Origin of the sequence: Salinicoccus cyprini (genome assembly GCF_007713705.1) — a bacterium.
GTDB classification, from domain to species: domain Bacteria; phylum Bacillota; class Bacilli; order Staphylococcales; family Salinicoccaceae; genus Salinicoccus; species Salinicoccus cyprini.
Map to the genome: position 1 here is coordinate 318,183 of NZ_VMSJ01000001.1, position 19,893 is coordinate 338,075.

At 48.3% G+C, this 19,893-nt stretch carries 24 protein-coding genes; 8 read left to right on the forward strand and 16 right to left on the reverse strand.

The features are described 5' to 3' along the window. Positions 1-9: 9 nt before the first annotated feature. Positions 10-1,143 (reverse strand): M24 family metallopeptidase, encoded by a 1,134-nt coding sequence (locus tag FO441_RS01500; RefSeq protein ID WP_145284781.1) that lies wholly within the window; start codon positions 1,141-1,143, stop codon positions 10-12. Positions 1,144-1,268: 125 nt separating this feature from the next. Next, positions 1,269-1,547 carry a DUF5052 family protein gene (locus tag FO441_RS01505; protein ID WP_145284785.1) on the reverse strand — a complete coding sequence of 93 codons (279 nt, stop codon included), beginning with the start codon at positions 1,545-1,547 and terminating at the stop codon, positions 1,269-1,271. 160 nt (positions 1,548-1,707) lie between these two features. On the opposite strand from FO441_RS01505, the gene FO441_RS01510 reads away from it, so the two are divergent. Beyond that, positions 1,708-2,265, forward strand: a complete 558-nt coding sequence (locus FO441_RS01510) for a GIY-YIG nuclease family protein (protein ID WP_145284787.1) — start codon at positions 1,708-1,710, stop codon at positions 2,263-2,265. Between the two features lie 37 nt (positions 2,266-2,302). On the opposite strand, the gene FO441_RS01515 is transcribed toward FO441_RS01510, so the two are convergent. After that, complete coding sequence (locus FO441_RS01515) at positions 2,303-2,899, reverse strand: TetR/AcrR family transcriptional regulator (RefSeq protein ID WP_186365441.1); 597 nt, start codon at positions 2,897-2,899, stop codon at positions 2,303-2,305. 159 nt (positions 2,900-3,058) lie between these two features. Here FO441_RS01515 and FO441_RS01520 point away from each other — a divergent pair, with 159 nt between their 5' ends. From FO441_RS01520 to FO441_RS01530, 3 genes are all read left to right on the forward strand, one after another. After that, positions 3,059-4,711: a YhgE/Pip family protein gene (locus tag FO441_RS01520; protein WP_145284793.1), complete on the forward strand. Its 1,653-nt coding sequence runs from the start codon at positions 3,059-3,061 to the stop codon at positions 4,709-4,711. Between the two features lie 119 nt (positions 4,712-4,830). Then, a complete protein-coding gene (locus FO441_RS01525) occupies positions 4,831-5,385 on the forward strand; it encodes a DUF6241 domain-containing protein (RefSeq protein WP_145284796.1) in 555 nt (184 codons plus the stop codon). Positions 5,386-5,468: 83 nt separating this feature from the next. Further along, complete coding sequence (locus FO441_RS01530) at positions 5,469-6,023, forward strand: GNAT family N-acetyltransferase (RefSeq protein ID WP_145284798.1); 555 nt, start codon at positions 5,469-5,471, stop codon at positions 6,021-6,023. A 64-nt stretch (positions 6,024-6,087) separates the two neighbouring features. Here FO441_RS01530 and FO441_RS01535 read toward each other — a convergent pair whose 3' ends face one another. From FO441_RS01535 to FO441_RS01555, 5 genes are all read right to left on the reverse strand, one after another. Then, positions 6,088-6,900 (reverse strand): ABC transporter ATP-binding protein, encoded by an 813-nt coding sequence (locus FO441_RS01535; RefSeq protein ID WP_145284801.1) that lies wholly within the window; start codon positions 6,898-6,900, stop codon positions 6,088-6,090. Beyond that, a complete protein-coding gene (locus tag FO441_RS01540; RefSeq protein ID WP_145284804.1) occupies positions 6,900-7,931 on the reverse strand; it encodes a FecCD family ABC transporter permease in 1,032 nt (343 codons plus the stop codon). Before FO441_RS01540 ends, FO441_RS01535 begins: the two co-directional genes overlap by 1 nt. Next, positions 7,928-8,911, reverse strand: coding sequence for a FecCD family ABC transporter permease (locus FO441_RS01545; RefSeq protein ID WP_246095032.1), 984 nt, complete (start codon positions 8,909-8,911; stop codon positions 7,928-7,930). Before FO441_RS01545 ends, FO441_RS01540 begins: the two co-directional genes overlap by 4 nt. 46 nt (positions 8,912-8,957) lie before the next feature. Further along, complete coding sequence (locus FO441_RS01550) at positions 8,958-10,052, reverse strand: iron-siderophore ABC transporter substrate-binding protein (RefSeq protein WP_145284807.1); 1,095 nt, start codon at positions 10,050-10,052, stop codon at positions 8,958-8,960. Positions 10,053-10,340: 288 nt separating this feature from the next. Continuing rightward, positions 10,341-11,003, reverse strand: a complete 663-nt coding sequence (locus FO441_RS01555; RefSeq protein ID WP_145284809.1) for a DUF1028 domain-containing protein — start codon at positions 11,001-11,003, stop codon at positions 10,341-10,343. Between the two features lie 157 nt (positions 11,004-11,160). On the opposite strand from FO441_RS01555, the gene FO441_RS01560 reads away from it, so the two are divergent. Then, positions 11,161-11,943, forward strand: coding sequence for a glucose 1-dehydrogenase (locus FO441_RS01560; protein WP_145284811.1), 783 nt, complete (start codon positions 11,161-11,163; stop codon positions 11,941-11,943). A gap of 68 nt (positions 11,944-12,011) precedes the next feature. On the opposite strand, the gene FO441_RS01565 is transcribed toward FO441_RS01560, so the two are convergent. Then, positions 12,012-12,872 (reverse strand): PPK2 family polyphosphate kinase, encoded by an 861-nt coding sequence (locus FO441_RS01565; protein WP_145284814.1) that lies wholly within the window; start codon positions 12,870-12,872, stop codon positions 12,012-12,014. A 176-nt stretch (positions 12,873-13,048) separates the two neighbouring features. On the opposite strand from FO441_RS01565, the gene ric reads away from it, so the two are divergent. Continuing rightward, positions 13,049-13,741 (forward strand): iron-sulfur cluster repair di-iron protein, encoded by a 693-nt coding sequence (gene ric, locus FO441_RS01570; protein ID WP_145284817.1) that lies wholly within the window; start codon positions 13,049-13,051, stop codon positions 13,739-13,741. Between the two features lie 61 nt (positions 13,742-13,802). Further along, positions 13,803-13,961, forward strand: a complete 159-nt coding sequence (locus tag FO441_RS12555) for a hypothetical protein (RefSeq protein WP_186365442.1) — start codon at positions 13,803-13,805, stop codon at positions 13,959-13,961. 34 nt (positions 13,962-13,995) lie between these two features. Here FO441_RS12555 and FO441_RS01575 read toward each other — a convergent pair whose 3' ends face one another. The 7 genes from FO441_RS01575 to FO441_RS01605 form a co-directional block, all read right to left on the reverse strand. Next, positions 13,996-14,337: a hypothetical protein gene (locus tag FO441_RS01575; protein ID WP_186365443.1), complete on the reverse strand. Its 342-nt coding sequence runs from the start codon at positions 14,335-14,337 to the stop codon at positions 13,996-13,998. A 54-nt stretch (positions 14,338-14,391) separates the two neighbouring features. After that, positions 14,392-14,889, reverse strand: coding sequence for a hypothetical protein (locus FO441_RS01580; protein ID WP_145284822.1), 498 nt, complete (start codon positions 14,887-14,889; stop codon positions 14,392-14,394). A gap of 23 nt (positions 14,890-14,912) precedes the next feature. After that, the gene (locus tag FO441_RS01585; protein WP_145287285.1) at positions 14,913-15,095 is read right to left on the reverse strand and encodes a helix-turn-helix transcriptional regulator; all 183 of its coding nucleotides are present in this window, start codon (positions 15,093-15,095) and stop codon (positions 14,913-14,915) included. 184 nt (positions 15,096-15,279) lie between these two features. After that, positions 15,280-16,611, reverse strand: a complete 1,332-nt coding sequence (locus FO441_RS01590) for a copper amine oxidase (protein ID WP_145284825.1) — start codon at positions 16,609-16,611, stop codon at positions 15,280-15,282. 119 nt (positions 16,612-16,730) lie between these two features. Next, positions 16,731-17,456: an anti-sigma factor gene (locus FO441_RS01595; RefSeq protein ID WP_145284827.1), complete on the reverse strand. Its 726-nt coding sequence runs from the start codon at positions 17,454-17,456 to the stop codon at positions 16,731-16,733. Continuing rightward, on the reverse strand, positions 17,446-18,024 hold the full coding sequence (locus FO441_RS01600) for an RNA polymerase sigma factor (protein ID WP_145284830.1): 579 nt from the start codon (positions 18,022-18,024) through the stop codon (positions 17,446-17,448). Before FO441_RS01600 ends, FO441_RS01595 begins: the two co-directional genes overlap by 11 nt. Positions 18,025-18,120: 96 nt before the next feature. Further along, positions 18,121-18,825 (reverse strand): class F sortase, encoded by a 705-nt coding sequence (locus tag FO441_RS01605; protein WP_145284833.1) that lies wholly within the window; start codon positions 18,823-18,825, stop codon positions 18,121-18,123. 481 nt (positions 18,826-19,306) lie between these two features. Between FO441_RS01605 and FO441_RS01610 the strand changes: the two genes are divergently transcribed. Next, positions 19,307-19,828 carry a DUF1572 family protein gene (locus tag FO441_RS01610; protein WP_145284835.1) on the forward strand — a complete coding sequence of 174 codons (522 nt, stop codon included), beginning with the start codon at positions 19,307-19,309 and terminating at the stop codon, positions 19,826-19,828. Positions 19,829-19,893 lie beyond the last annotated feature (65 nt).

A 19,893-nucleotide genomic window follows, 5' to 3' on the forward strand; every position in this document is an offset into this window, starting at 1 on the left:
GTGTTCATGCTACTTGATGACCAATGAATCAAGATCTCTTGGATAGTCCGTAATGACTTCTGTGCCTGATTCTGTGAGCACCACTGTATCCGAATGTCTGAAGCCGCCGACACCTGGAATGTAGATGCCGGGTTCAATACAGAATACCATGCCGGGTTCAAGGACAAGGTCGTTATCGAACCGGAGTGATGGTTCTTCGTGGAAGCCGACGCCGATGCCATGACCGGTCCTATGGACGACATACTCCTCAAGCCCCGCCTTTTTGATGACATCCAGTGCCTGCTGGTTCACTTCTCTTGCCGTGACACCCACTTTGATGAAATTGAGCGCCGCCTGCTGGGCCTGTACCATGACTTCAAATGTTTCCCGCTGTCTTGGCGTGGGCTCCCCGACGAAGTATGTACGTTCGCATTCTGCGCGATAGCCGTTCAGACCTACTTGCCGGCTATGGATGATGATATCCTTGTTTTCGAGCTGTCTGGTATTGGAGAAGACGTGTGGCATATTCGTCCGTTCCACACCGGAAGGGGACATGACGAAATAGTCGAGTGTGGAGTTCGGAAAATGCTTCGGCACTTCCTTGAACAGGTATTCATTACCGTAGTAGTCGATTTCAAGTTCAGACATGCCAATCTTTGTATTTGTAATCGTCTTTTCAAGTGCATTGCTGACCAGTCTTCCGGAATGGCGCATCGCTTCGATCTCCTCGTCACTTTTCACTGCACGCATTGTCGCAACTTCATCCTGGATGTTGCGGATATCGAATCCACTTTCCATCAGTTTCAGTGTGATATCCGTCGGTAGGGCGTTATATTCAATGCCGACCGTACTGCCTTTTTCAAGCTTCGACAGGACAGTATCGACCTGCTCAAGATAGGAACGGCCACCTGTTCTGTTTTCCACTTCGTTATAAATATACAGATGATCTGCATTTGTCTTTTCCTTGGCATGTTCCTCTTCAAGTGCCGGGATGATCAGGCTTTCCTGATCTTTCTCGATAACCAGAAGGATGGGTCTTGAGTAGAGGATGGCTTTCAATCCGCTGAAGTAGAACTGGTTTTCGAAATTTGAAATGAGAGCGACGTCAATGGCATTGTCTTTCATAAACGATTTCAGACGTTGTGTCCGTTGTTTGATATTCAATGTAATCATCTCCTTTTCTGAATTGTAACAATAAACGGAAATATTATCATATGTTTATCGCATGTTATCGAATACAGGAAAGGTGCAACCGCCGAAATCGGCAATTGCACCTGTAGGTATTAATCTTATTCTGCTGTATTCTCTTCAATGATGACATTGGCATTCAGCACCTGGACGCGCTTGCCATTCAGATTGATGATCAGCTGTCCGCCGTCATTGACTTCGGTCCGTACATTCTTACCTTCGTACTCCGCAATGACTTCACCGGTCTGGCTGTAGACGGTAATCTTGCGATCGAGGCCTTCCGTATTGGACTTGAAGTTGGTGACAGTGTCGTCCCACATTGTACAACCGCTAAGCAGCATACTGCCTGCCAGAACTGTAGATACTATTAGTTTCTTCATTATTTCCTCCATTTTATGTATGCGATATGATTGAATATTACATTTTTATTCTATCATAGGAAGTGTCAATTCATGAATGCGTTCTTCATATATTTCCCAATTGGAAGTGAAATGTATCATTCTATGATTTTGGGGAATAGTAGCAGTGAGGTGATTATAAATGGCAAGGCAACTACGTAATATGAATAAGCAGCTCGACGGTATCATGAAAGCGTTCGGCAAGGATGCGAACCGCATCTGGAAAAAGGGGATCGAATCCAAACAGATTTCCCCTTCCATTCTTAAAACCAATGATGGCAGAAGGGCAGTCGACCACAAGGACCTGGACGAGAAGGTCCAGAAGGCTTTCAATCTGTCGGAAGAGGAGGCACTGACCGGTGTCTATCTGATCTTCAAAGGATCGGATCTTTTCTATGTCGGACATAGTACCAATATTGCGAGACGTCTGAAGCGGCATTTCAGCAAACCGTTCGAAAAGAAGGTGAGCCGTGAGGAGAAGCGGAATAAACCATTCACTACAGTGTTGGAGAAAAGAAATATGAGCATTGCCATCTACAGAATTACGGATGAGCAGAACTATATGTTCAGAAAGACGCTGGATCGGATCATTACGTATACCCAGGTGCCTGAATACTTGAAACAGACGCTTGGCAACCCGGAGGATGAGCGGACCACTACACGGAGAACCCGCACGAGCCACAAGCGTACAACCGCTTAACTGCTATAAATGAAGGAGCCGAATCCGGCTCCTTTTTCTAATCGATCAGGCCGGCAGCATAGAAAGGGCCTTTGACGGTCAGTGTTTCAAGTACATCAGCAAGTACTTCACTAGATTCCCTTCTGCCATTTTCCAGCCATGTCCGGATGAGACCAACGTGGGCGTTCGTAATGTAGGCAATCAGATACTCCCTGTCGACACGGAGTCTGCTTTCATCAATGAGCTGGTGGCTGTGGGTCTGGTAGTAGTCGAACATGTACGTCCGCACCTTGTATTCGAACTGGTTGCCGCCATGGTTGTTGAACAGGGTGATGATCTTATCGGCATTGTCATCGACATAGCGGAATGTTTCAGTGGCAATCTTCTTTGGCATGCCGATGCCGAGCGGCTGTTCGTCTTCAATATTGCGTGTCAGAATTTCAGCAAGTCCCTGGAGCAGGGTGTTTTCATATGACTCGAGCAGATCATATTTATCCAGGTAGTGCTTGTAGAAGGTGCCCCGGTTGATTAGTGCCTCCTCTGCGATATCCTTGATGGTCATCGCTTCAAATCCCTTTTCACGGATCAGTTTCGTAAAAGCGGCATCGATGGCACGCTTCGTCTTTATAGTTCTCAGGTCTTTTTTATCATTCATCATAACTTTTCTCTTCTTTCCATATAAGCGACAGTTGGGTATCATGTGTTGAATAAGCAACTATCTGCTAATTATTGATGATTGAATTATAAGCTGTACCGAGTAGAATAATGAACACGGTGTTTGTTAACATATTAAACTTTGGAAAGAGGAAAAGCAATGTTCGAAGATTTCAGGCATCTGATGAAAAGACCCATACTGATTATTTCACTACTGGCAATAGCGACAATTCCTGCCATCTATACCTCGATATTTCTTGGATCGATGTGGGATCCGTATTCCAATACGGATGAATTGACGATACAGGTGGTCAACCATGATGAAGGGGCCACTGTGAACGGAGAAGATATCAATCTTGGTGCAGATATTGAAGCAGCACTGGAAGAAAACGATGACTTCGACTGGCAGATGGCAGACCGGGAAGCCGCCGACCAGTCACTGGAGCAAGGCGAATCGTACGCGGTTGTTGTCATTCCGGAAACTGCCTCGAGCGACGCTGCAACACTTCTGGATGCATCACCGAAGAAGGTGGGCATCGAAATAGAGACCAATCCAGGGTACAACTATCTCGGATCTGTCATGGGCGGCCAGGCAGGGACGGCAATAAAGGATGAGATCGGCCAGTCGATTACACGTCTCTATACTGAAAATCTGCTTGAAACCCTCGATGATATCAGAACAAGCAATAATGAACTGATTGATGCACTGACAGAAATGCAGTCGGGTGTCGATGAGCTTATAGCGGGTACTGAAGAAGTCCAAACCGGCATTGAAGATATCGGCTCGACAGTCGATACGTCCACATCAGACCTTGCAGCAGGCAACCAGCAGGTGACGGATGGATTGAACACACTGGATGAAAACCTGACCGGGTACGAAAATCAGGTGCCACCACAGCTGGCCCAGCCGGTTGCCGCCATGCAGGCAGGCGTATCTGAACTGATTTCAGGCAACCAGTCCGTCCAGACGGGGATAGAAGACCTCGGCAATGGTGTGACTTCCGGCACAGATGAACTGGCTCAGGGCAACACTTCTGTCACAAACGGTCTGAATGAGCTTGATGATTCCCTGACACAGATGATCGAAGAAGTGGCAGACGGCAATGCGCAGCTCGAAGCGCTGTCACTGAATGAGGAAAATGCATCCTCCATCACAGATCCAGTGGAAGTGGTGGAATCCGAACTGACGCACATCGGCAACTACGGACAGACATTTGCACCATTCATCATTTCTGTCAGCCTGTTTCTCGGCAGTGTCGCTTTCAGTGTCCTGTATCCAATCAACCGTGCTGCTGAACACTACAGAAGCTTCATGCATATGACAGTCAGCAAACTGCTGCTGATACTGACCCAGACACTGGTCACGTCACTGCTGCTCAGTGCTGTACTGATATTCGGTTTTCACCTCGAAATCGAAAACCTCTCGATGTTTCTATGGATTCTTGTACTCTGGAACCTGGCTGCCATGATGTTTATCAGTGTACTGGTGGCACTGCTCGGCAACGTGGGTAAATTCATCGCCATTGTATTTCTGATACTGCAGATATCTTCCAGTGCGAGCACATTTCCGATCCAGACGACCGGGCCGCTCTACCAGTACTTGCACTCGCTACTTCCGATGAGCTACGTTGTGACCGCCATGCGCGAAGCCGTCTTCGATTTCGAAGCCGCACTGGCAACAAGTGATGCACTCATCTACCTGATTGTGGTCATCGCTCTCGGACTGGTACTATTTGCAGTCATCACAGCATTGAAATGGAGATACACGAAGTTCGAGAACATTACACGTACGATGAGTCGTGTGGAATATTAGAAATTAGAACCGTTCTTTTCTGATGGGGTTTCATAGTAATAATGAATGATGGTAAAATAAAAACCATTATATGGATTTAGTTCATTATATTACTATACATCAGGAGAGGACGTTTTATTTTGCAAAAATCGACCAGAATCATCATGTGGGGGCTATCATCCATATTTGTCATCGGCCTGATTGCGGCAGGTGTCATCGTGCTGATGTTCTCAGACAACGCACAGAATCTGTTTTCATCAGAAGCCGCTGGAAATGATTCTGATGAAACTTCACAAGGCGATACAGACTCCAAAGAACTGGATTCATTAAAAGCATCCGAGGAGGAGTTTGAAGTATCAGACGAGGCAACCAGCACAGGCATACCGAGTGAGAAGATGTTTGCAGACAGCATCCACCATATGACCCATCAGAAAGTCGAGGCAGCACAAAAGTGGGGCCATCTGGAGATCACCGACGAACGGCTGAAGCAGAAATACGAAACAGCGAAGACATCCGATTATGAGTATAGGGCATTCTACATGGAGACATTGAAAGCATGGATGAATGGGGATTTCTCCAATGCCGTCGAAGTACATAATGTCATCTGGAACGAACGCAACGGCAGTGTCGGCCAAGCGACCGGATTGATGTCACCGAAAGAAGAAATGGAATACAAGAACGCGCATTTTGAATAGGGCAGGCCGAAAGGCCTGTTTTTTATTACATTAAAGCTTCAGAATCGGTATAATGCTCTTAACAAACTGAAGGAGAGATGCTCATGAAACACCTTGGTACAAAAACCATGAAGACCGACCGCCTGCTACTCCGACCACTTCTGATTGAAGATGCGGAAGCAATGTACGGCAACTGGGCATCGGATCCCGCGGTGACGAAGTATCTGACATGGCCGGCACACCAGTCGATGGATGTCACAAGACTGAGCCTGAAGTACTGGATCTCCCAGTATGACAGGAAGGATTTCTACCAATGGGGCATTGTGCCGGAAGGCATGGAAACCCCCATCGGAACCATCAGCGTGGTGGATCATGATGATTCGGTCGGCATGGTCCATATCGGCTACTGCATCGGCCGGTCTTGGTGGGGCAAAGGATATACGACGGAGGCGTTCCGTCATCTCATCGGCTTCTTCTTCGATGAAGTGGGTGTAAACCGCATCGAGTCGAAGTATGATGTCAGAAACACCGGTTCCGGCAAAGTGATGGAGAAGTGCGGTCTGCTGTATGAAGGAACGACGCGTGGGTCTGATGTGAACAATCAGGGGATATGCGATTCGGCACTTTACGGCATGATCCGGAGCGACTATCTGGAGTAGCAAAATAAGAGCGGATATCCTAGCCTTGGATGTCCGCTCTTATAATATATGGTATGAAAATTTTCTACACCATCACGGCACTTCTCGTATGGTGTCTGCCGACTGGAACGACGGATGGTGTGCTTGAGATCGGATCTTCGACGACGACGGATTCGAGTTCGAAGACCTGCTTGATGAGGTCGGATGTAATGACATCGTCCGGTGCACCTTCCGCAACCAGTCTACCTTTTTGCATCGCAAAGATGTGATCGGCGTAGCGTGCCGACAGGTTGATGTCGTGCAGCACCATGACGATGGTTGTACCGTGAATCTTGTTGAAGTCCATCAGCAGGTCGAGAATCTCGATCTGGTAGGTGATATCGAGAAATGTCGTCGGCTCGTCGAGGAACAGGATATCGGTCTGCTGGGCGAGTGCCATGGCAATCCAGACGCGCTGCCTCTGTCCGCCTGAGAGTTCGTCGATGCTGCGGTCTGCGAGTTCCGTGATGTTCATCGCCTCCATCGCATCTGCGACGGCCTCATAGTCTGCCTTCGACCAGCCGCCGAACATGGACTGGTGGGGGAATCGGCCACGGCCGACGAGGTCCGATACTTTGATGCCTTCAGGCACGATCGGTGACTGGGGCAGCATGCCGAGTACTTGCGCGAACTTCTTCGGTGGTATCTTCGATACCGGCCTGCCATCGAGTTCAAGTGCGCCCTGCGACGGCTTGATCAGCCTGGCCATCGTTTTTAGCAATGTCGATTTGCCGGAGGCATTGGCGGCGATGATGACGCTGATCTTATTGCTCGGAATCTCAAGACTGATATCGTGAAGAATCGGTTTATTTTCATAGCCGGCGACAAGGCCATTGGCTCTATATATATGTTCTGGCATTATAATTCTCCTTTTTGATTCATTCTTATAAGCAGGTAGATCAGGTAGGGGGCGCCGATGATGCCGGTGATGACGCCTACCGGATATCTTGTCGCAAAGGCGAACTGGCCGACAAGATCGCTAGCCAGTACGAGCACGATACCGACGAGCCCCGCCGGCAGAAGGCTTGAAAATCCTGGTCCTGCGAGCCGTTTTGCGATCGGTCCTGCGAGGAACGATATGAAGGCGATCGGACCAGTAATGGAGGTGGCAATGGAAATCATGGCCACTGAACCGAGTATCAGGATGACTCTCGTTAAATCTGTTCTGACACCGAGTGTCGTCGCCATCTGTTCGCCGAGCTCAAGCATGCTGAGACTTCTGCTAAAGAGCAGGATGAGCGGGACGAGAATGGCGACCGCAATCGCAATCGGCGGGATCGCCGACATGGTCACGCCGTTCAGGCTGCCGTTCAGCCATCTGAGTACCGATGGAATATCCTGTTCTGCACTGATCAGCATCATGTAGGAGATCGCTGCATTCAGCATGGCCTGGATGCCGATGCCGATCAGGATCAGCTTGCCGATCGAGAATGACTTTCCTCTTGATAATACATACATGACGATGACTGTGGCAAGTCCGCCGATGATGGATGCCGTAGAGATTACGGAGTTGTTCGCCCCCAGTATGACAATGCAGAATACCGCCGCCATGCTGGCACCGGTAGTGACGCCGAGTACATTCGGATTGGCGAGCGGGTTGCGCAGCATCGTCTGGAATACATCACCAGCGATGCCGAATGCAAATCCGACGAGTATGGCGGCAAGCATTCTCGGGAGTCGCAGCGTTGTTACTGTAAACGATACACCCTCGATGGATTCACCAAACAATGCCCGGATGACTTCACCGACAGGGTGGATGGTGTTGCCGAGCATGAGCATCATCATCGAAAGTGCCAGCGTCATGATCGTGAGCAGCCCGGTGACAATCAGCCAGCGGCGCTGTCGCTTTCGTCTGCCTACTTTGATCAGTGTAATGGTGTCGTGTGTCATAATGAACCTACTTTCGAGCGGATGGCGAGCGCAATAAGCAATGGCGCACCGACAAATGCAGTGACCACGCCGACTTCAAGCTCGCCCGGACTGCCGAGTATTCTGCCGATCACATCGGAGGCGGTCAATATGACACCGCCGAGCAGCGCAGCTCCGGGAATGACCATTCTGAGGTCCGGTCCCAAAATCAGCCTGACAAGGTGTGTCGACAGCAGTCCGATGAATCCGATCGGTCCGGCCAGTGCAGTTGCCGCACCACACAGTATCACTGCCCCGAGTGACGAAACGAGCCGAATCAGGCCGGTGCGCACACCGAGTCCTTTCGCCGCTTCATCCCCGAGTGCCATTGCATTCAGTGCAGCAGAGCAGATCACTGCGATGATGATGCCGAACAAGAGGAACGGGGAGAACAATACGATGTTATCCCAGCTGCCCGATCCGACGCTGCCGACCTGCCAGAAGCGGAACTGGTCCATGACGTGTGAGCGGGGAATCATGACTGCCGTCACCAGGGAAGACAGCGCGGCACTTGTCGCCGCACCTGCCAGCACAAGTTTCAGAGGCGTTGCGCCATTTTTCCCGAGTGATCCGATACCGAATACGAAAACAGCAGTGATGATTGCTCCTGCCAAAGCAAACCACATGTAGCTCGCTGCACTGCTGATGTTGAAATATGCAATGCCGGAGACGATGAAAAGTGAGGCGCCCGTATTGACGCCGAGTATGCTCGGGTCGGCAATCGGATTGCGGGTCACTGACTGCATCAACGCCCCGGAAACGCCAAGTGCCGCCCCACATAGCAGGGCGAACACTGTTCTTGCGATTCTTTTTCTGACGATATTTGCTTCATATGTTTCCACCGATGGATTGAACAGGCCATCCACCAATCCGTCCATGCCGACCATGCGCGAGCCGAATGCCAGCGAAGCGGCGGAGGAGAGGACAAGCAGGATGGAAAATATCAATGACCATCTGATCAGGAGTGCGGGAACATGTGTCTTCTGTTTTCGTATCAGTGGGAGGGCGCTACTCGGCCGCCTTGTCAACTGCGTCACCAATCATCTGCAGATACTCATCGATGGTGTATGAGGTTGAAAGGGGTGTTGGTGTGCCGGCAGCTACAATTGGAGAATCACTTTCGATGAAGACGACAGAACCACGTTCGATCGCTGGAATCTCACCGAGCAGCGGGTCCGCCTGCAATGTTTCAAGCAGTTCCTGGTTGCCGTATCCGACGAGGATGTCTGCATCGTATAGCGCCTGTGCATTTTCACTGCTCAAGTTGAGTGAGTAGCTTTCCGGATCTTCAATCATGTCAGTGACACTTTCAGGGACTGTCATGCCGAGTTCCTCGAGGAATTTCACTCTTGAATCAGCAGGTGTGTAGATGTGCATCTGGGACAGATCATCTGCAGAGAAGTTCGTCCAGACGACCTGCTTGCCTTCAATCTGCGGATATTCTGCAACTTTTTCCTGAACCATAGCCTCAGTATCTTCAATCAGCTGCTGGCCTTCTGCCTCCATGCCCATGCCTTTGGCATTCATCGTCACCTGTTCACGCCAAGATGTTGCCCATGCCGCTTCAGGATATGCAACAACCGGTGCAATTTCACTCAGCAGGTCGTAGTCTTCTTGTGTAATGCCGGAGTAGGCTGCAAGGATGACATCCGGATTGGAATCGGAGATGGCTTCAAAATCAAGACCGTCCGTATCCTGGAAGACATTGGGGTCTTCCACACCGAGTTCATCGAGCTTCTCCTTCGTCCAAGGGAGGAGACCGCTGTCATCCTGCACGCCGAAGTTCGCTGCGGAGAAACCGACAGGCTCGACACCCAGAGCAAGCGCAACATCCTGGTTGCCCCATTGGATGGTCGCAACACGCTCAGGCTTTTCTTCGATCACTGTTTCGCCGAATGCATGTTCAACCGTGATTGGATAGCTCGCACTTTCCTCAGATGATGCCTCTGTGCTTTCTTCAGTACTTTCTTCATTTGATGCGCTGCCACTGCCTGCTTCCTCAGTGGAGGCTGCCTCTTCCTGGTTGGAGCAACCGACAATGAATACGAAAATCAACGCAGCGATAAGTAGGGGGAGAAATGGTCGTTTACCAAATGTGTGCATTCTATTCTTCCTTTCCGTTCTATAATGGGGCGAAAACTGCCCTCTAACTGTTGTCCGCCTTGTGATATGTAGCATCTGAAACTTAATTGAAAATGATTCTCATTTCCAATTAAGTTTAATCTATAACTTTCCCAATCGTCTGTCAAGGATGAGGAGAAGATCTTAAGGCGAAAGTTTGAATATTTCAGAATAGAAGGCAAATATAGATGTAAAGTGCATTTATATAGAAGGAAAAATAAAAGCCACCATGGAAATGGTGGCGAGTCGTCCAGTACATATTTTGCTATACTACTTGAAATTATGTTTCTTCGGCATGTCCGGGATGAAAGGCAGAAGCTGTTCTTTTGCCACTTCATACACACGCGTCAGTTCCGCTACCGGATCCTCATGCTCATCCACACGGAGATCCACAAGCGGGTAGTCCTCCGTATCGTAGACTTTGAGTGCCGCAGACTGCTTGCCGCGTTTGTCTCCGCCTGCTTTCTGACCTGCCTGCAGTGCACGAAGCAGTCTTTCCGATAATTCCAGGTCGGAATGGATGACAAACGTCCGCTGCATGTCGGTGAGCGTCTTTTCATTTACGAGCATATTGCCGGCAACAACAAAGCCGTCCCCTTCCAAGTGGTTGTAATAGCCTTCACATTCATCACCCGAGAAAGCAGCAGTATTACCATCGGCATCCACAATCGCAAACTGCCTGTACTCCAAGTCCTGTTCTTCAGAAATGATTTTGTTCTTCGCTTCCGCAGCAGTCATCCCGGAGCCGAGGTACCGAAGCCCCCTGATACCGATATACGGATTGACAAATGACTGTGTCGCAATCGCACCCGTTCCAGCCTTTACAAATGGGACCAGCATACCGACAGCCGGCAGTTTTGTTGAGACAGCCACACCCAGTTGCCCCGTTTTCGGACATCTGGCTGTAATGGAGAAAGTATTTAGTTCCAGCATGGATCATCCACCTCTATGTGTTTATTTGATATTCTTCTTATTACCAATCTACACTAGATTGTAACAAGTGCCAATCAGTTTACTTTTTGTAACTTTTGCCCTAACGTAGTAGTTGAAACTGTTTGAATACGGTTACACAACTATAGGAGGTCATACAATGGGAAGATTGCAGGACAAGGTTATTCTGATTACTGGCGGAGCAAGTGGACTTGGACAGGCGGCTGCCATCCAGGCAGCCAAAGAAGGCGCAAAACTGTCACTTGTCGATCTGAATGCAGAAACACTGGAAGAGACACAGAAAATCATCAAGGATAGTGTATCCGATGCAGAAGTGCTGATGATCACCGCTGATGTTTCCGATGAAGCGGCAGTGAAAACTTATGTCGACCAGACGGTATCCGATTTCGGACGCATTGATGGATTTTTCAACAATGCCGGTATCGAAGGCAAACAGAATCTGACAGAGAACTATGGCAGTGACGAATTCGGCAAAGTCGTCGGCATCAACCTGAACGGCGTATTCTATGGTATGAAGTACGTACTTGAAGTGATGAAGAAGCAGGGCTCAGGATCCATCGTCAACACTGCATCCGTCGGGGGCATCCGCGGTGTCGGCAACCAGTCCGGCTATGCAGCAAGCAAGCACGGTGTCGTCGGTCTGACACGCAACTCCGCAGTGGAGTATGGTGAATTCGGTATCAGCATCAATGCCATCGCACCGGGTGCCATCATGACAGCCATGGTCGAAGGATCACTGCGTCAGATAGGCGGCGACAACTGGGAGGAAGCCGGCAAGGAATTCGTCAGCGTCAATCCGATGAAACGCTTCGGCAGACCAGAAGAAGTCGCTGCCCTCGTATCCTTCCTGCTCAGTCAGGAATCCCAGTTCATCAATGGTGCAACGATTCCGATCGATGGTGGACAATCCTATAAATATTAAGCAGTAAACGATGATGCAGATGAAACCCGATTCCAGTTAAGGAGTCGGGTTTCTTATTTTGCTGAGTACTACTCTTTCTCAAGCCTCTTGATATATTCCTCGAGCTTTTCCTTGTCTTCACCGGTCGTTTCTGGATATTTCGGATCAAGCCGCTCCAGCAGATCGAGCATGATCTCGTTCACCAGGCGGCGGCTGTGCCATTCGTCATCTGCTGGCAAGACGAACCATGGCGCGTAATCGGTTGATGTTTCGTTCAGCATATCCTCGAATACTTTCTGATACTCATCCCAGTGCTCCCGCTCTTCAACATCCGAGAAGGAGAATTCCCATTGTTTATCCGGATTTTTCATCCGCTCCAGCAGACGTCTTTTCTGTTCATCCTTAGACATATGAAAGAAGAATTTGACGATATGAAAATTGTTCTGGTAAAGGTATTTCTCAAAATTTCTGATCTGCTCAAAACGGAGGGACCAGATTGTAGTCTCATCTGCACCCTCAGGATAATCTCCTTCGAGCAGAACATCATGGATGCGGGGCGCAATGACTTCCTCATAATGGGAACGGTTCAAAATGCCGACTTCACCGCGCGCCGGCAGGGCGTTATGCAGGCGCCACAAATAATCATGCTTCATTTCCTCTTCAGTCGGCTTGCTCAAAGTCGTCGTCTTCAGACCCTGGGGGTTGAGGTTTACGAATATATGGCTGATCGATTCATCTTTCCCGGCAGCATCCAGCGCCTGCAGCACAACGAGGATTCCGTGCTTCTCCTCGGCATTCATTTTCATATGCAGGTCCTTGAGCTTTTTTACCAATGGGGGGATGATTTCATCTCTGATCTTCTCATTGTCATTCGTCTTATTCTCAGTCGTCGGGTAGTCACTGAGCTTTATTTTTTCATCACCTGTTACTTTGTAATAATTAAGATCCATCCCTATCCGCTCCTTTTTAGAGTAGTACCCATAAGGGTTCCAATTAAACGCAGAATACATATGAACCATCTGTCACTAAACGTTCAATAGTTGACATGATCGTTGTGACTAAAAATCAGAATAGTGTGATACAGTAAACATGTATAAAAAATATATGTTTAAGTGGGAGTGTTATTATGACAGCAGTCAGTGAAAAGATGTGGGTCAGTGATATCGTCAAGGAAATTCCCAAGAGCGCAGATATATTCAGGAAAAACAGGATCGACTACTGCTGTGGTGGCAGGATGCCGATGGCAGAAGCGGTGGAAGCACGGGGTCTTGATCTCGAGAGCATGATGGAGAAGATCGATAATATCGATCAGCATGAAGGCGGTGGCATCGATGTGAAATATCTGGATGCGGCAGCCATCATCACCTTTATCCAGAACAGATACCATAAGGAGCTGATGAATGAACTTTCAGCACTGGCACCTTATGTGAGGAAACTTGCCAGAAAGCATGGACCGGACGAGCCGCACCTCGTGAGACTTGAGGAACTGTACCGGACGTTGAAAAATGAAATGTTGGCACATACGGAAGATGAGGATAGAAATGTATTTCCGCTGATCATGGAATTCATGAAGGATACGACTTCTGATCTTGTGGAAACAGTAAAACCGCATGTTGAAGGGCTTGAAGCGGACCATGAAGCGGTCGGCGATATTTTGAAGGAGATGCGGGACATCACGGATGATTTCACACCACATGAATCGGCATGTGGCACGTATAGACTTGTATATGCCAGACTGGAAAAGCTTGAGAAGGACACATTCGAGCATGTGCATCTTGAAAATAATGTACTGTTTGAAAGAGTAAGAAAGGCAATCTAGCTTCCATATTATTTGTTGGAATATTCAGTTAATGTTATGATGGTCAAAAGGGGTGTGATGAATGAATAGACACTACACTGGGCGAGAGGACTATTTGATGGAGTATCGCAAAAACGACTACGAACCTTTGCAGCTGAACGTTCAAAGAAAACCCGACACGATCATGGAGTTTGCATTCTGGGGAATGTGGACGCTCATCAAACACCTGATCATCCGCTAGAGAACAAGAAAGGGAAGGCATTCAGCCTTCCCTTTTACTGTGCAGCGGCTTTCTGGTTTCTGCGATACGTAAAAAACGTGCTTGTTATTGCGGTGCCCATCGCAATCCAGAACATGCCTGAACCCGGATGAAAGCCGATATGGGACGCGCCGCCGAACTGATCCAGTACTACGACCAGGGACAGAATGTACATCTCGAAGAGAAGAACAAACCGCCATGACTCCTGTCTTTTTATGCCGGTCTCTTTGTAATGGATGTGGTTGGCGATGATATCTGCGATTGCCAATATGATGAGCAGCGCGAAGACGGCTGTCTGGCTTTGCCGGGTGGAGATGGAGAGTCCAGAGAACTGATCCATGATAACCATGAGCGACAAGAAAACGATACTCAACAATGTAAGTATACTGTGAATCCTGATGACATCATCCCCTTATTCGTCTTCCATTTTTCGAAAGCGTCTGATGCGTATTTCACCTGATACAATATTAAAAAAAATCAGAATAATTGTGAATGCGAGTATGCTGCTTATGAACATCAACAGATTAAAGTTGAAACTGCGGTCGATGAGGCTTTTAACCAGTAGTTCAACGATGGTAATGAAGATCGCACCGGCAATGGATTCCATAAGGTAGATGCCGAATCGTCCGGCGAAGCGCCCTTTCTTATAAGGCAGTTCTTTTCTTGAGATGGGTGAGTAGATCAGATCATCGGTTTCATTTCTGAATGCGATTACGGAGAAGACTATGAATGACACCATAACAAAATAAAGATCATTCTGAACCATGTTCGTATTCCAGATATCCATTGCGACAAGCAGCATGCGGATGATCATATAGCTCCATATGAGCAGCAGGGTGATGAGTGCGGCGTTACCTGCGGATTTCCTTTTACGTTCATCCCCTATGAAACGATCAAGCAGCTTTTCCATGAAAATTCCCATCCTTTATCGTTTTATTCTTCATCCCAGAATAAGTCGTCGAGTGTGCAGTGGAGGACTTTGCAGACTTTGAGGCACAGGGCGAGCGAAGGATTGTATTCTCCCTTTTCTATCAGGTTGATGGTCTGCCTGCTGACACCTGTTTTCTGTGCCAGGTCCTTCTGGGTGAGATCCAGGGCGGCACGTGCGCTTTTCATTTTCAAATTTTTTGCCAAGAAATCACCTCTTCTTTATAAGTATATTATACCATTCTAAAAGTAAAATATATATTACTTTAATTTATATATAGACGTTATTCGAATATGTAAATATAAAACAGCCGGCCCCTGGAGGGAGGGACGGCTGATGGTTCAATCTATTGGTATGGGTTGGAACGCTTGATTACTGGTTTCTTGCTCTGAGTCTGAACAGTACGGCTGAGAGCAGTGCGATACCAGCAATGATGCTGATCAATAGTGCGTTGTTCTGCTCTGGAGCCATTGCGGTATTCGGCATTTCTTCAGGCATTTCGGACATGAACATGTCTGGCATTTGTGTCACGATTGCACTGGCGAGCCCTTTACTTGGATTGAACATGTGATGATATGCTTCGCGAGTCTGGTCATATGCGACTTCATAATCACCGCTGGAGTAGGCATCGAATGCACCGATCAGCTGGTTGACGTGCATTTCGAGTCCTTCTGCAAGCGCGTCACTTGCCAGGTTGCCTTCTGTTGCTGTTTCCATGAATTTCGAGAATTCTTCTTTATACATATTGAGATTATTCAGTGCTTCTTCCTGTGCAGCTGTGTCTTCTGCAGCTGTGGCATTAACGTAGTCGACGAAGTAGCCGATATGCTCAGCCCACATTGCTTTAAACTGCTGTCCGGCTTCTTCACCGTAGACACCTGTAACTGCTTCTGTCAGACCTTGTGTGTTGTTGCTTAAAGCTTGGGCGGATGCTTCGAAGTCCTCAGCGCCGTCAATGCCGTTCTGCATGGCCATGGCTGCAAGGCCAGCGTGTTCACTGAACAGGTAGTTCAGATCGGAACGGAGGTCAGCTGCTTTTGTTGCTGGATCCGTGTTATTGAACTGATCCGGGAACTGGTCGGCAATGGCTGTAGAAAGTCCTTTACTCACCATGTACATGTGGTGGATTGCTTCTCTTTCATACTGGTAGGCTGTTTCATAGTCGCCCATGACGTACGCATCAAAGGCACCGATCAGCTGGTTGACGTGCATCTGCAGACCGTCTGCCAATGCACCTGCTTCAAGGCGTTCATCGGTTGCTGTTTCAAGGAACTGGGAGAAGTCCTGGCGATACTGTGCAAGTTCATTCAGTGCAGTTTCCTTGGCACCTTCATCACCTGCAGCTGTCGCGTTTACATAATCAACAAAGTAGCCGATGTGTTCGCTCCACATTGTCTTGAATTGCTGTCCGGCTTCTTCACCGTATACAGAGCCGATTGTGCTGGAAAGTTCGTCCGTGTTCTCACTCAATGCAGCGGCACTTTCTTCGAAATCTTCTGCACCGTCAGCACCTTTTCTCATTGTTTCGACTGCGAGGAAGGCGTGCTCACTGAGTAGATGATCCAGTGTCGATCTGAGTTCTGCGGCTTCAGTGTCTACAGTCACCATCATCTCTTCCTGGTGAGTATCGGCCTGTGCAAGACCCGCATTCGTTGCGAGTAGAGCTGCTGCTGTCGGTACGACAAGCAATTTCTTGAAATCCATTCAAAATCACACTCCTTTGTTTTGTTTACACCCTGTATACGCGGGCAGTTTTTATTTGGATCACTATTTTTATAAAAAAAATAAAAAACCGTTCCGAAAATTTTTCGGAACGGTCCTGTCTATAGTTCTGCCGACATGACGATATCGCCTTCAGGCAGCTGGTTGTGTGGGGACGGTTCGACTGTAATAGCGACCGTATCCCAGTTGATCTCAGCTTTATCATCGAGATTGAATACGACATATCCTTTGCCTTCTTCATTTGGAACCAGGGTACCTGCACGATATGGCTTTCCTTCCTCAAGCAGCCAAACCTGATAGACCTCGTCTTCATTGAGATTGGTGAAGTTGCTGGCTTCAAGAACGAGTGTCTGGCCGTCCTCACCTTCATGCAGTGCGACCTTCGCATCCATATCGAGTGTTTCTGAAGTGGGGGACAGTGAAATCGCACTTTCTTCTTCAAGCAGCACTTCTGCAAGGTCCGCAGTCTCTTCACGACCGGCCAGCATGTAGACATTGCCGAGAACTGAAAGGAGCAGGGCAGCCGCAGCAGCGATGAACGGTACTTTGAATGATCGGTGTTTCTTTTTGATCGGTTGCACTTTCTGTTCTTGTTCCGTCGCTTCTTCGGAGAATACGTTGCCGAGTACACGGTCCTTCATGCCTTCCGGGGGATCGACAAGTGGAATTGTATCTATCAGTTCAGCATTCAGCGCCTCCCATTCAGCCAGTTCTTCCTGGCATGCTTCACATGTCTTCAGGTGCTGTTCGAATGCTGCTTTTTCTTCTGGTGCCAGCTGGTCATTATAGTAGTCGATCAGCAGATCGTATGCTTCATTATGATTCATCTGTTGTCCCCCCTTTCTTAACGGTTTCAATATTTTTCTTCAAATGCTGCAGTGCAAGACGGATGCGGCTCTTTACGGTACCGATCGGCAGGTCGAGCGACTCTGCTATCTGCGAGTGTGAACATGCTCTGAAATAGAATAGAGTAATGATGCGCTGCTGCTCCCGGCTCAATCCTTCCATTGCGCGCCTTATCATTGCCTTGTCTTCTCCCGCTTCAACCGCGGCCTCGACAGGTGAGTTCTGTTCACTTTGCGTGGGATCGATGTCATCCCGTTCATCGTATTCATAGGTTTCCATTTTCTGTCGTCTTAGAACATCGATGGTGGAGTTTCTCGTCAATGTAATCAGCCAGGTGGACAGCTTGCCCTTACTTGGGTCATAGGCCCCTTTCTTACGCCATACTTTGATGAACACATCCTGCACGATCTCCTCCGACATCTCCCGGTTCGATGTCATTTTGTATGCATAGGAAAACAGCAGTTTTTCATATCTAATGTAGAGCGATTCAAGTGCATTGCGATCCCCCGACTGAATCCGCTCGTACAGTTCCGCTTCGATCCGTGTCATAGTATTCTCCTTTGTTTGAAGTCTTCCCACTATTATATACATACAATGGAACGCGCGTGAATAAGGAATAAAAAAGAAAGCCAAGACACATGAAGTCTAGCTTTCCTGAGAAGGTTCCAGTTCAGTATAGACTACCCAGCGGTTTGGTGTACCGCCGACATCGTAGTTGTACGGGCCTTCGCAAGTGATCAGATTAAGGAGGCTGCGATGCGAGTAGCCGAATATCTCCTGCACCGGTGCCTTATCGGCATCGAACAGCTGCTTGTCATATACTTTGAATGTCAGTTTTTTACCGGATTCACCATGGACAATAATCTCATCCCCAGGTTCCAGTGTATGGAGCTGCTTGAAGACACCCGGATTGACCGTGTCGTCCACATGACCGGCAATGACTGAGTTGCCTGGGGCGCCGACCTTATAGCCCGGCTCGAACCAGGATGTGTCATGCAGTGATTCCGGTACGGCCATCTCCCCATTATCCAACAGGCCCAGGTGCTTGACCGATGCATCCACATCTATGGCCGGAATTTCGATTCTTTCAGGGACGATGCCTGAACGCTCATCCTTGATGATTTCAACCTTTTCTGAAGGTGGAATCGGTTCACTCGATTTATTTTCAGAAGGCTCTGTAACCGGTTCTGCCGTCTGTTCCGATGACTCGGTCGGGGCCGCTTCCTCGCTTGATGGTTCAGAGACAGCTCCGTCTGAAGCGACAGTGTCCTCTGTGCTGGTTTCATTGTTGTCTGCCTGACTGCCGCAGGCGGCAAGCAGGAATATCATCAGAAAAATCAAATAGCGCATTGTGATCCGCTCCTTTTTGTAGATTCGATTAGTATTTGCCCAGTATACGCAGTTTGTGCGGGATCGGATCACATTTTGAGATGCATTCAGCATACATCCGTGAACATTCTGTGTCCAACGTGCACTGAGTGATTGGTTGAGTGTCAGTTGGAGGTCTAATTGTCATTCGTTGACATCACGAGCGTCAGTTGGACGCCTAATTGTCATTTGTCGGGATCACGAGTGTCAGTTGGAGGTCTAATTGTCATTCGTCGGCATCACGAGTGTCAGTTGGAGGTCTAATTGTCATTCGTTGTCATCACGAGCGTCAGTTGGAGGTCTAATTGCCATTCGTCGGCATCACGAGTGTCAGTTGGACGCCTAATTGTCATTCGTCCACATTACGAGCGTCAATTAACCTGTCATAAATCATTTCATTGGCACATCGTCACAAATCATCTATATTAAAAGTAACAGTTTCTACATATAAGGGGGAGAACGTATGAAATTTGAACAGGAATATCTCACTGTCATCAAATCAAGGTTCCGAGAAATAAAGCGGCTGGGCGATCGTACTCTTGATCAGCTATCAAATGAAGATCTGCATTGGCAGTATAATGAAGATTCTAATTCGGTTGCGGTGCTGGTCAAGCATCTGAGAGGAAACATGTATTCCCGATGGACGGATGTGTTCACCACGGATGGCGAGAAGCCGGATCGGAACCGGGATGATGAATTTGAGGATGATCTGCAGACAATGGAAGATGTTGAAGCAGCGTGGGAGGATGGCTGGCAGTTATTTTTCGATATACTGGATGGATTCAATGTGGAAGATCTGCTCAGAACCCAGAAAATCCGCGGCGAAGACCACATGATTCTTGATGCACTCGAACGCCAGCATTCTCATTACGCAATGCATATCGGCCAGATGATGTTCATCGGCAAGCAGATCAAGGGGTCGGACTGGCAGTCGCTGAGCATTCCGAAAGGGCAGTCTGAACAGTATCTGAACCCTGGAAAATAAAGAAGCAGCATGCATGTAAGAAAAATAAGTCGAACAGCCCAATTAAACGTTTCCTTTCACCGTCT

Coding starts and splice junctions, on each gene's coding strand:
- FO441_RS01505 (WP_145284785.1), bottom strand. CDS start 1,547: ATGAAGAAACTAATAGTATCTACAGTTCTGGCAGGCAGTATGCTGCTT.
- FO441_RS01510 (WP_145284787.1), top strand. CDS start 1,708: ATGGCAAGGCAACTACGTAATATGAATAAGCAGCTCGACGGTATCATG.
- FO441_RS01515 (WP_186365441.1), bottom strand. CDS start 2,899: ATGAATGATAAAAAAGACCTGAGAACTATAAAGACGAAGCGTGCCATC.
- FO441_RS01520 (WP_145284793.1), top strand. CDS start 3,059: ATGTTCGAAGATTTCAGGCATCTGATGAAAAGACCCATACTGATTATT.
- FO441_RS01530 (WP_145284798.1), top strand. CDS start 5,469: ATGAAACACCTTGGTACAAAAACCATGAAGACCGACCGCCTGCTACTC.
- FO441_RS01535 (WP_145284801.1), bottom strand. CDS start 6,900: ATGCCAGAACATATATATAGAGCCAATGGCCTTGTCGCCGGCTATGAA.
- FO441_RS01540 (WP_145284804.1), bottom strand. CDS start 7,931: ATGACACACGACACCATTACACTGATCAAAGTAGGCAGACGAAAGCGA.
- FO441_RS01550 (WP_145284807.1), bottom strand. CDS start 10,052: ATGCACACATTTGGTAAACGACCATTTCTCCCCCTACTTATCGCTGCG.
- FO441_RS01555 (WP_145284809.1), bottom strand. CDS start 11,003: ATGCTGGAACTAAATACTTTCTCCATTACAGCCAGATGTCCGAAAACG.
- FO441_RS01560 (WP_145284811.1), top strand. CDS start 11,161: ATGGGAAGATTGCAGGACAAGGTTATTCTGATTACTGGCGGAGCAAGT.
- FO441_RS01565 (WP_145284814.1), bottom strand. CDS start 12,872: ATGGATCTTAATTATTACAAAGTAACAGGTGATGAAAAAATAAAGCTC.
- ric (WP_145284817.1), top strand. CDS start 13,049: ATGACAGCAGTCAGTGAAAAGATGTGGGTCAGTGATATCGTCAAGGAA.
- FO441_RS12555 (WP_186365442.1), top strand. CDS start 13,803: ATGAATAGACACTACACTGGGCGAGAGGACTATTTGATGGAGTATCGC.
- FO441_RS01580 (WP_145284822.1), bottom strand. CDS start 14,889: ATGGAAAAGCTGCTTGATCGTTTCATAGGGGATGAACGTAAAAGGAAA.
- FO441_RS01585 (WP_145287285.1), bottom strand. CDS start 15,095: ATGAAAAGCGCACGTGCCGCCCTGGATCTCACCCAGAAGGACCTGGCA.
- FO441_RS01590 (WP_145284825.1), bottom strand. CDS start 16,611: ATGGATTTCAAGAAATTGCTTGTCGTACCGACAGCAGCAGCTCTACTC.
- FO441_RS01595 (WP_145284827.1), bottom strand. CDS start 17,456: ATGAATCATAATGAAGCATACGATCTGCTGATCGACTACTATAATGAC.
- FO441_RS01600 (WP_145284830.1), bottom strand. CDS start 18,024: ATGACACGGATCGAAGCGGAACTGTACGAGCGGATTCAGTCGGGGGAT.
- FO441_RS01605 (WP_145284833.1), bottom strand. CDS start 18,825: ATGCGCTATTTGATTTTTCTGATGATATTCCTGCTTGCCGCCTGCGGC.
- FO441_RS01610 (WP_145284835.1), top strand. CDS start 19,307: ATGAAATTTGAACAGGAATATCTCACTGTCATCAAATCAAGGTTCCGA.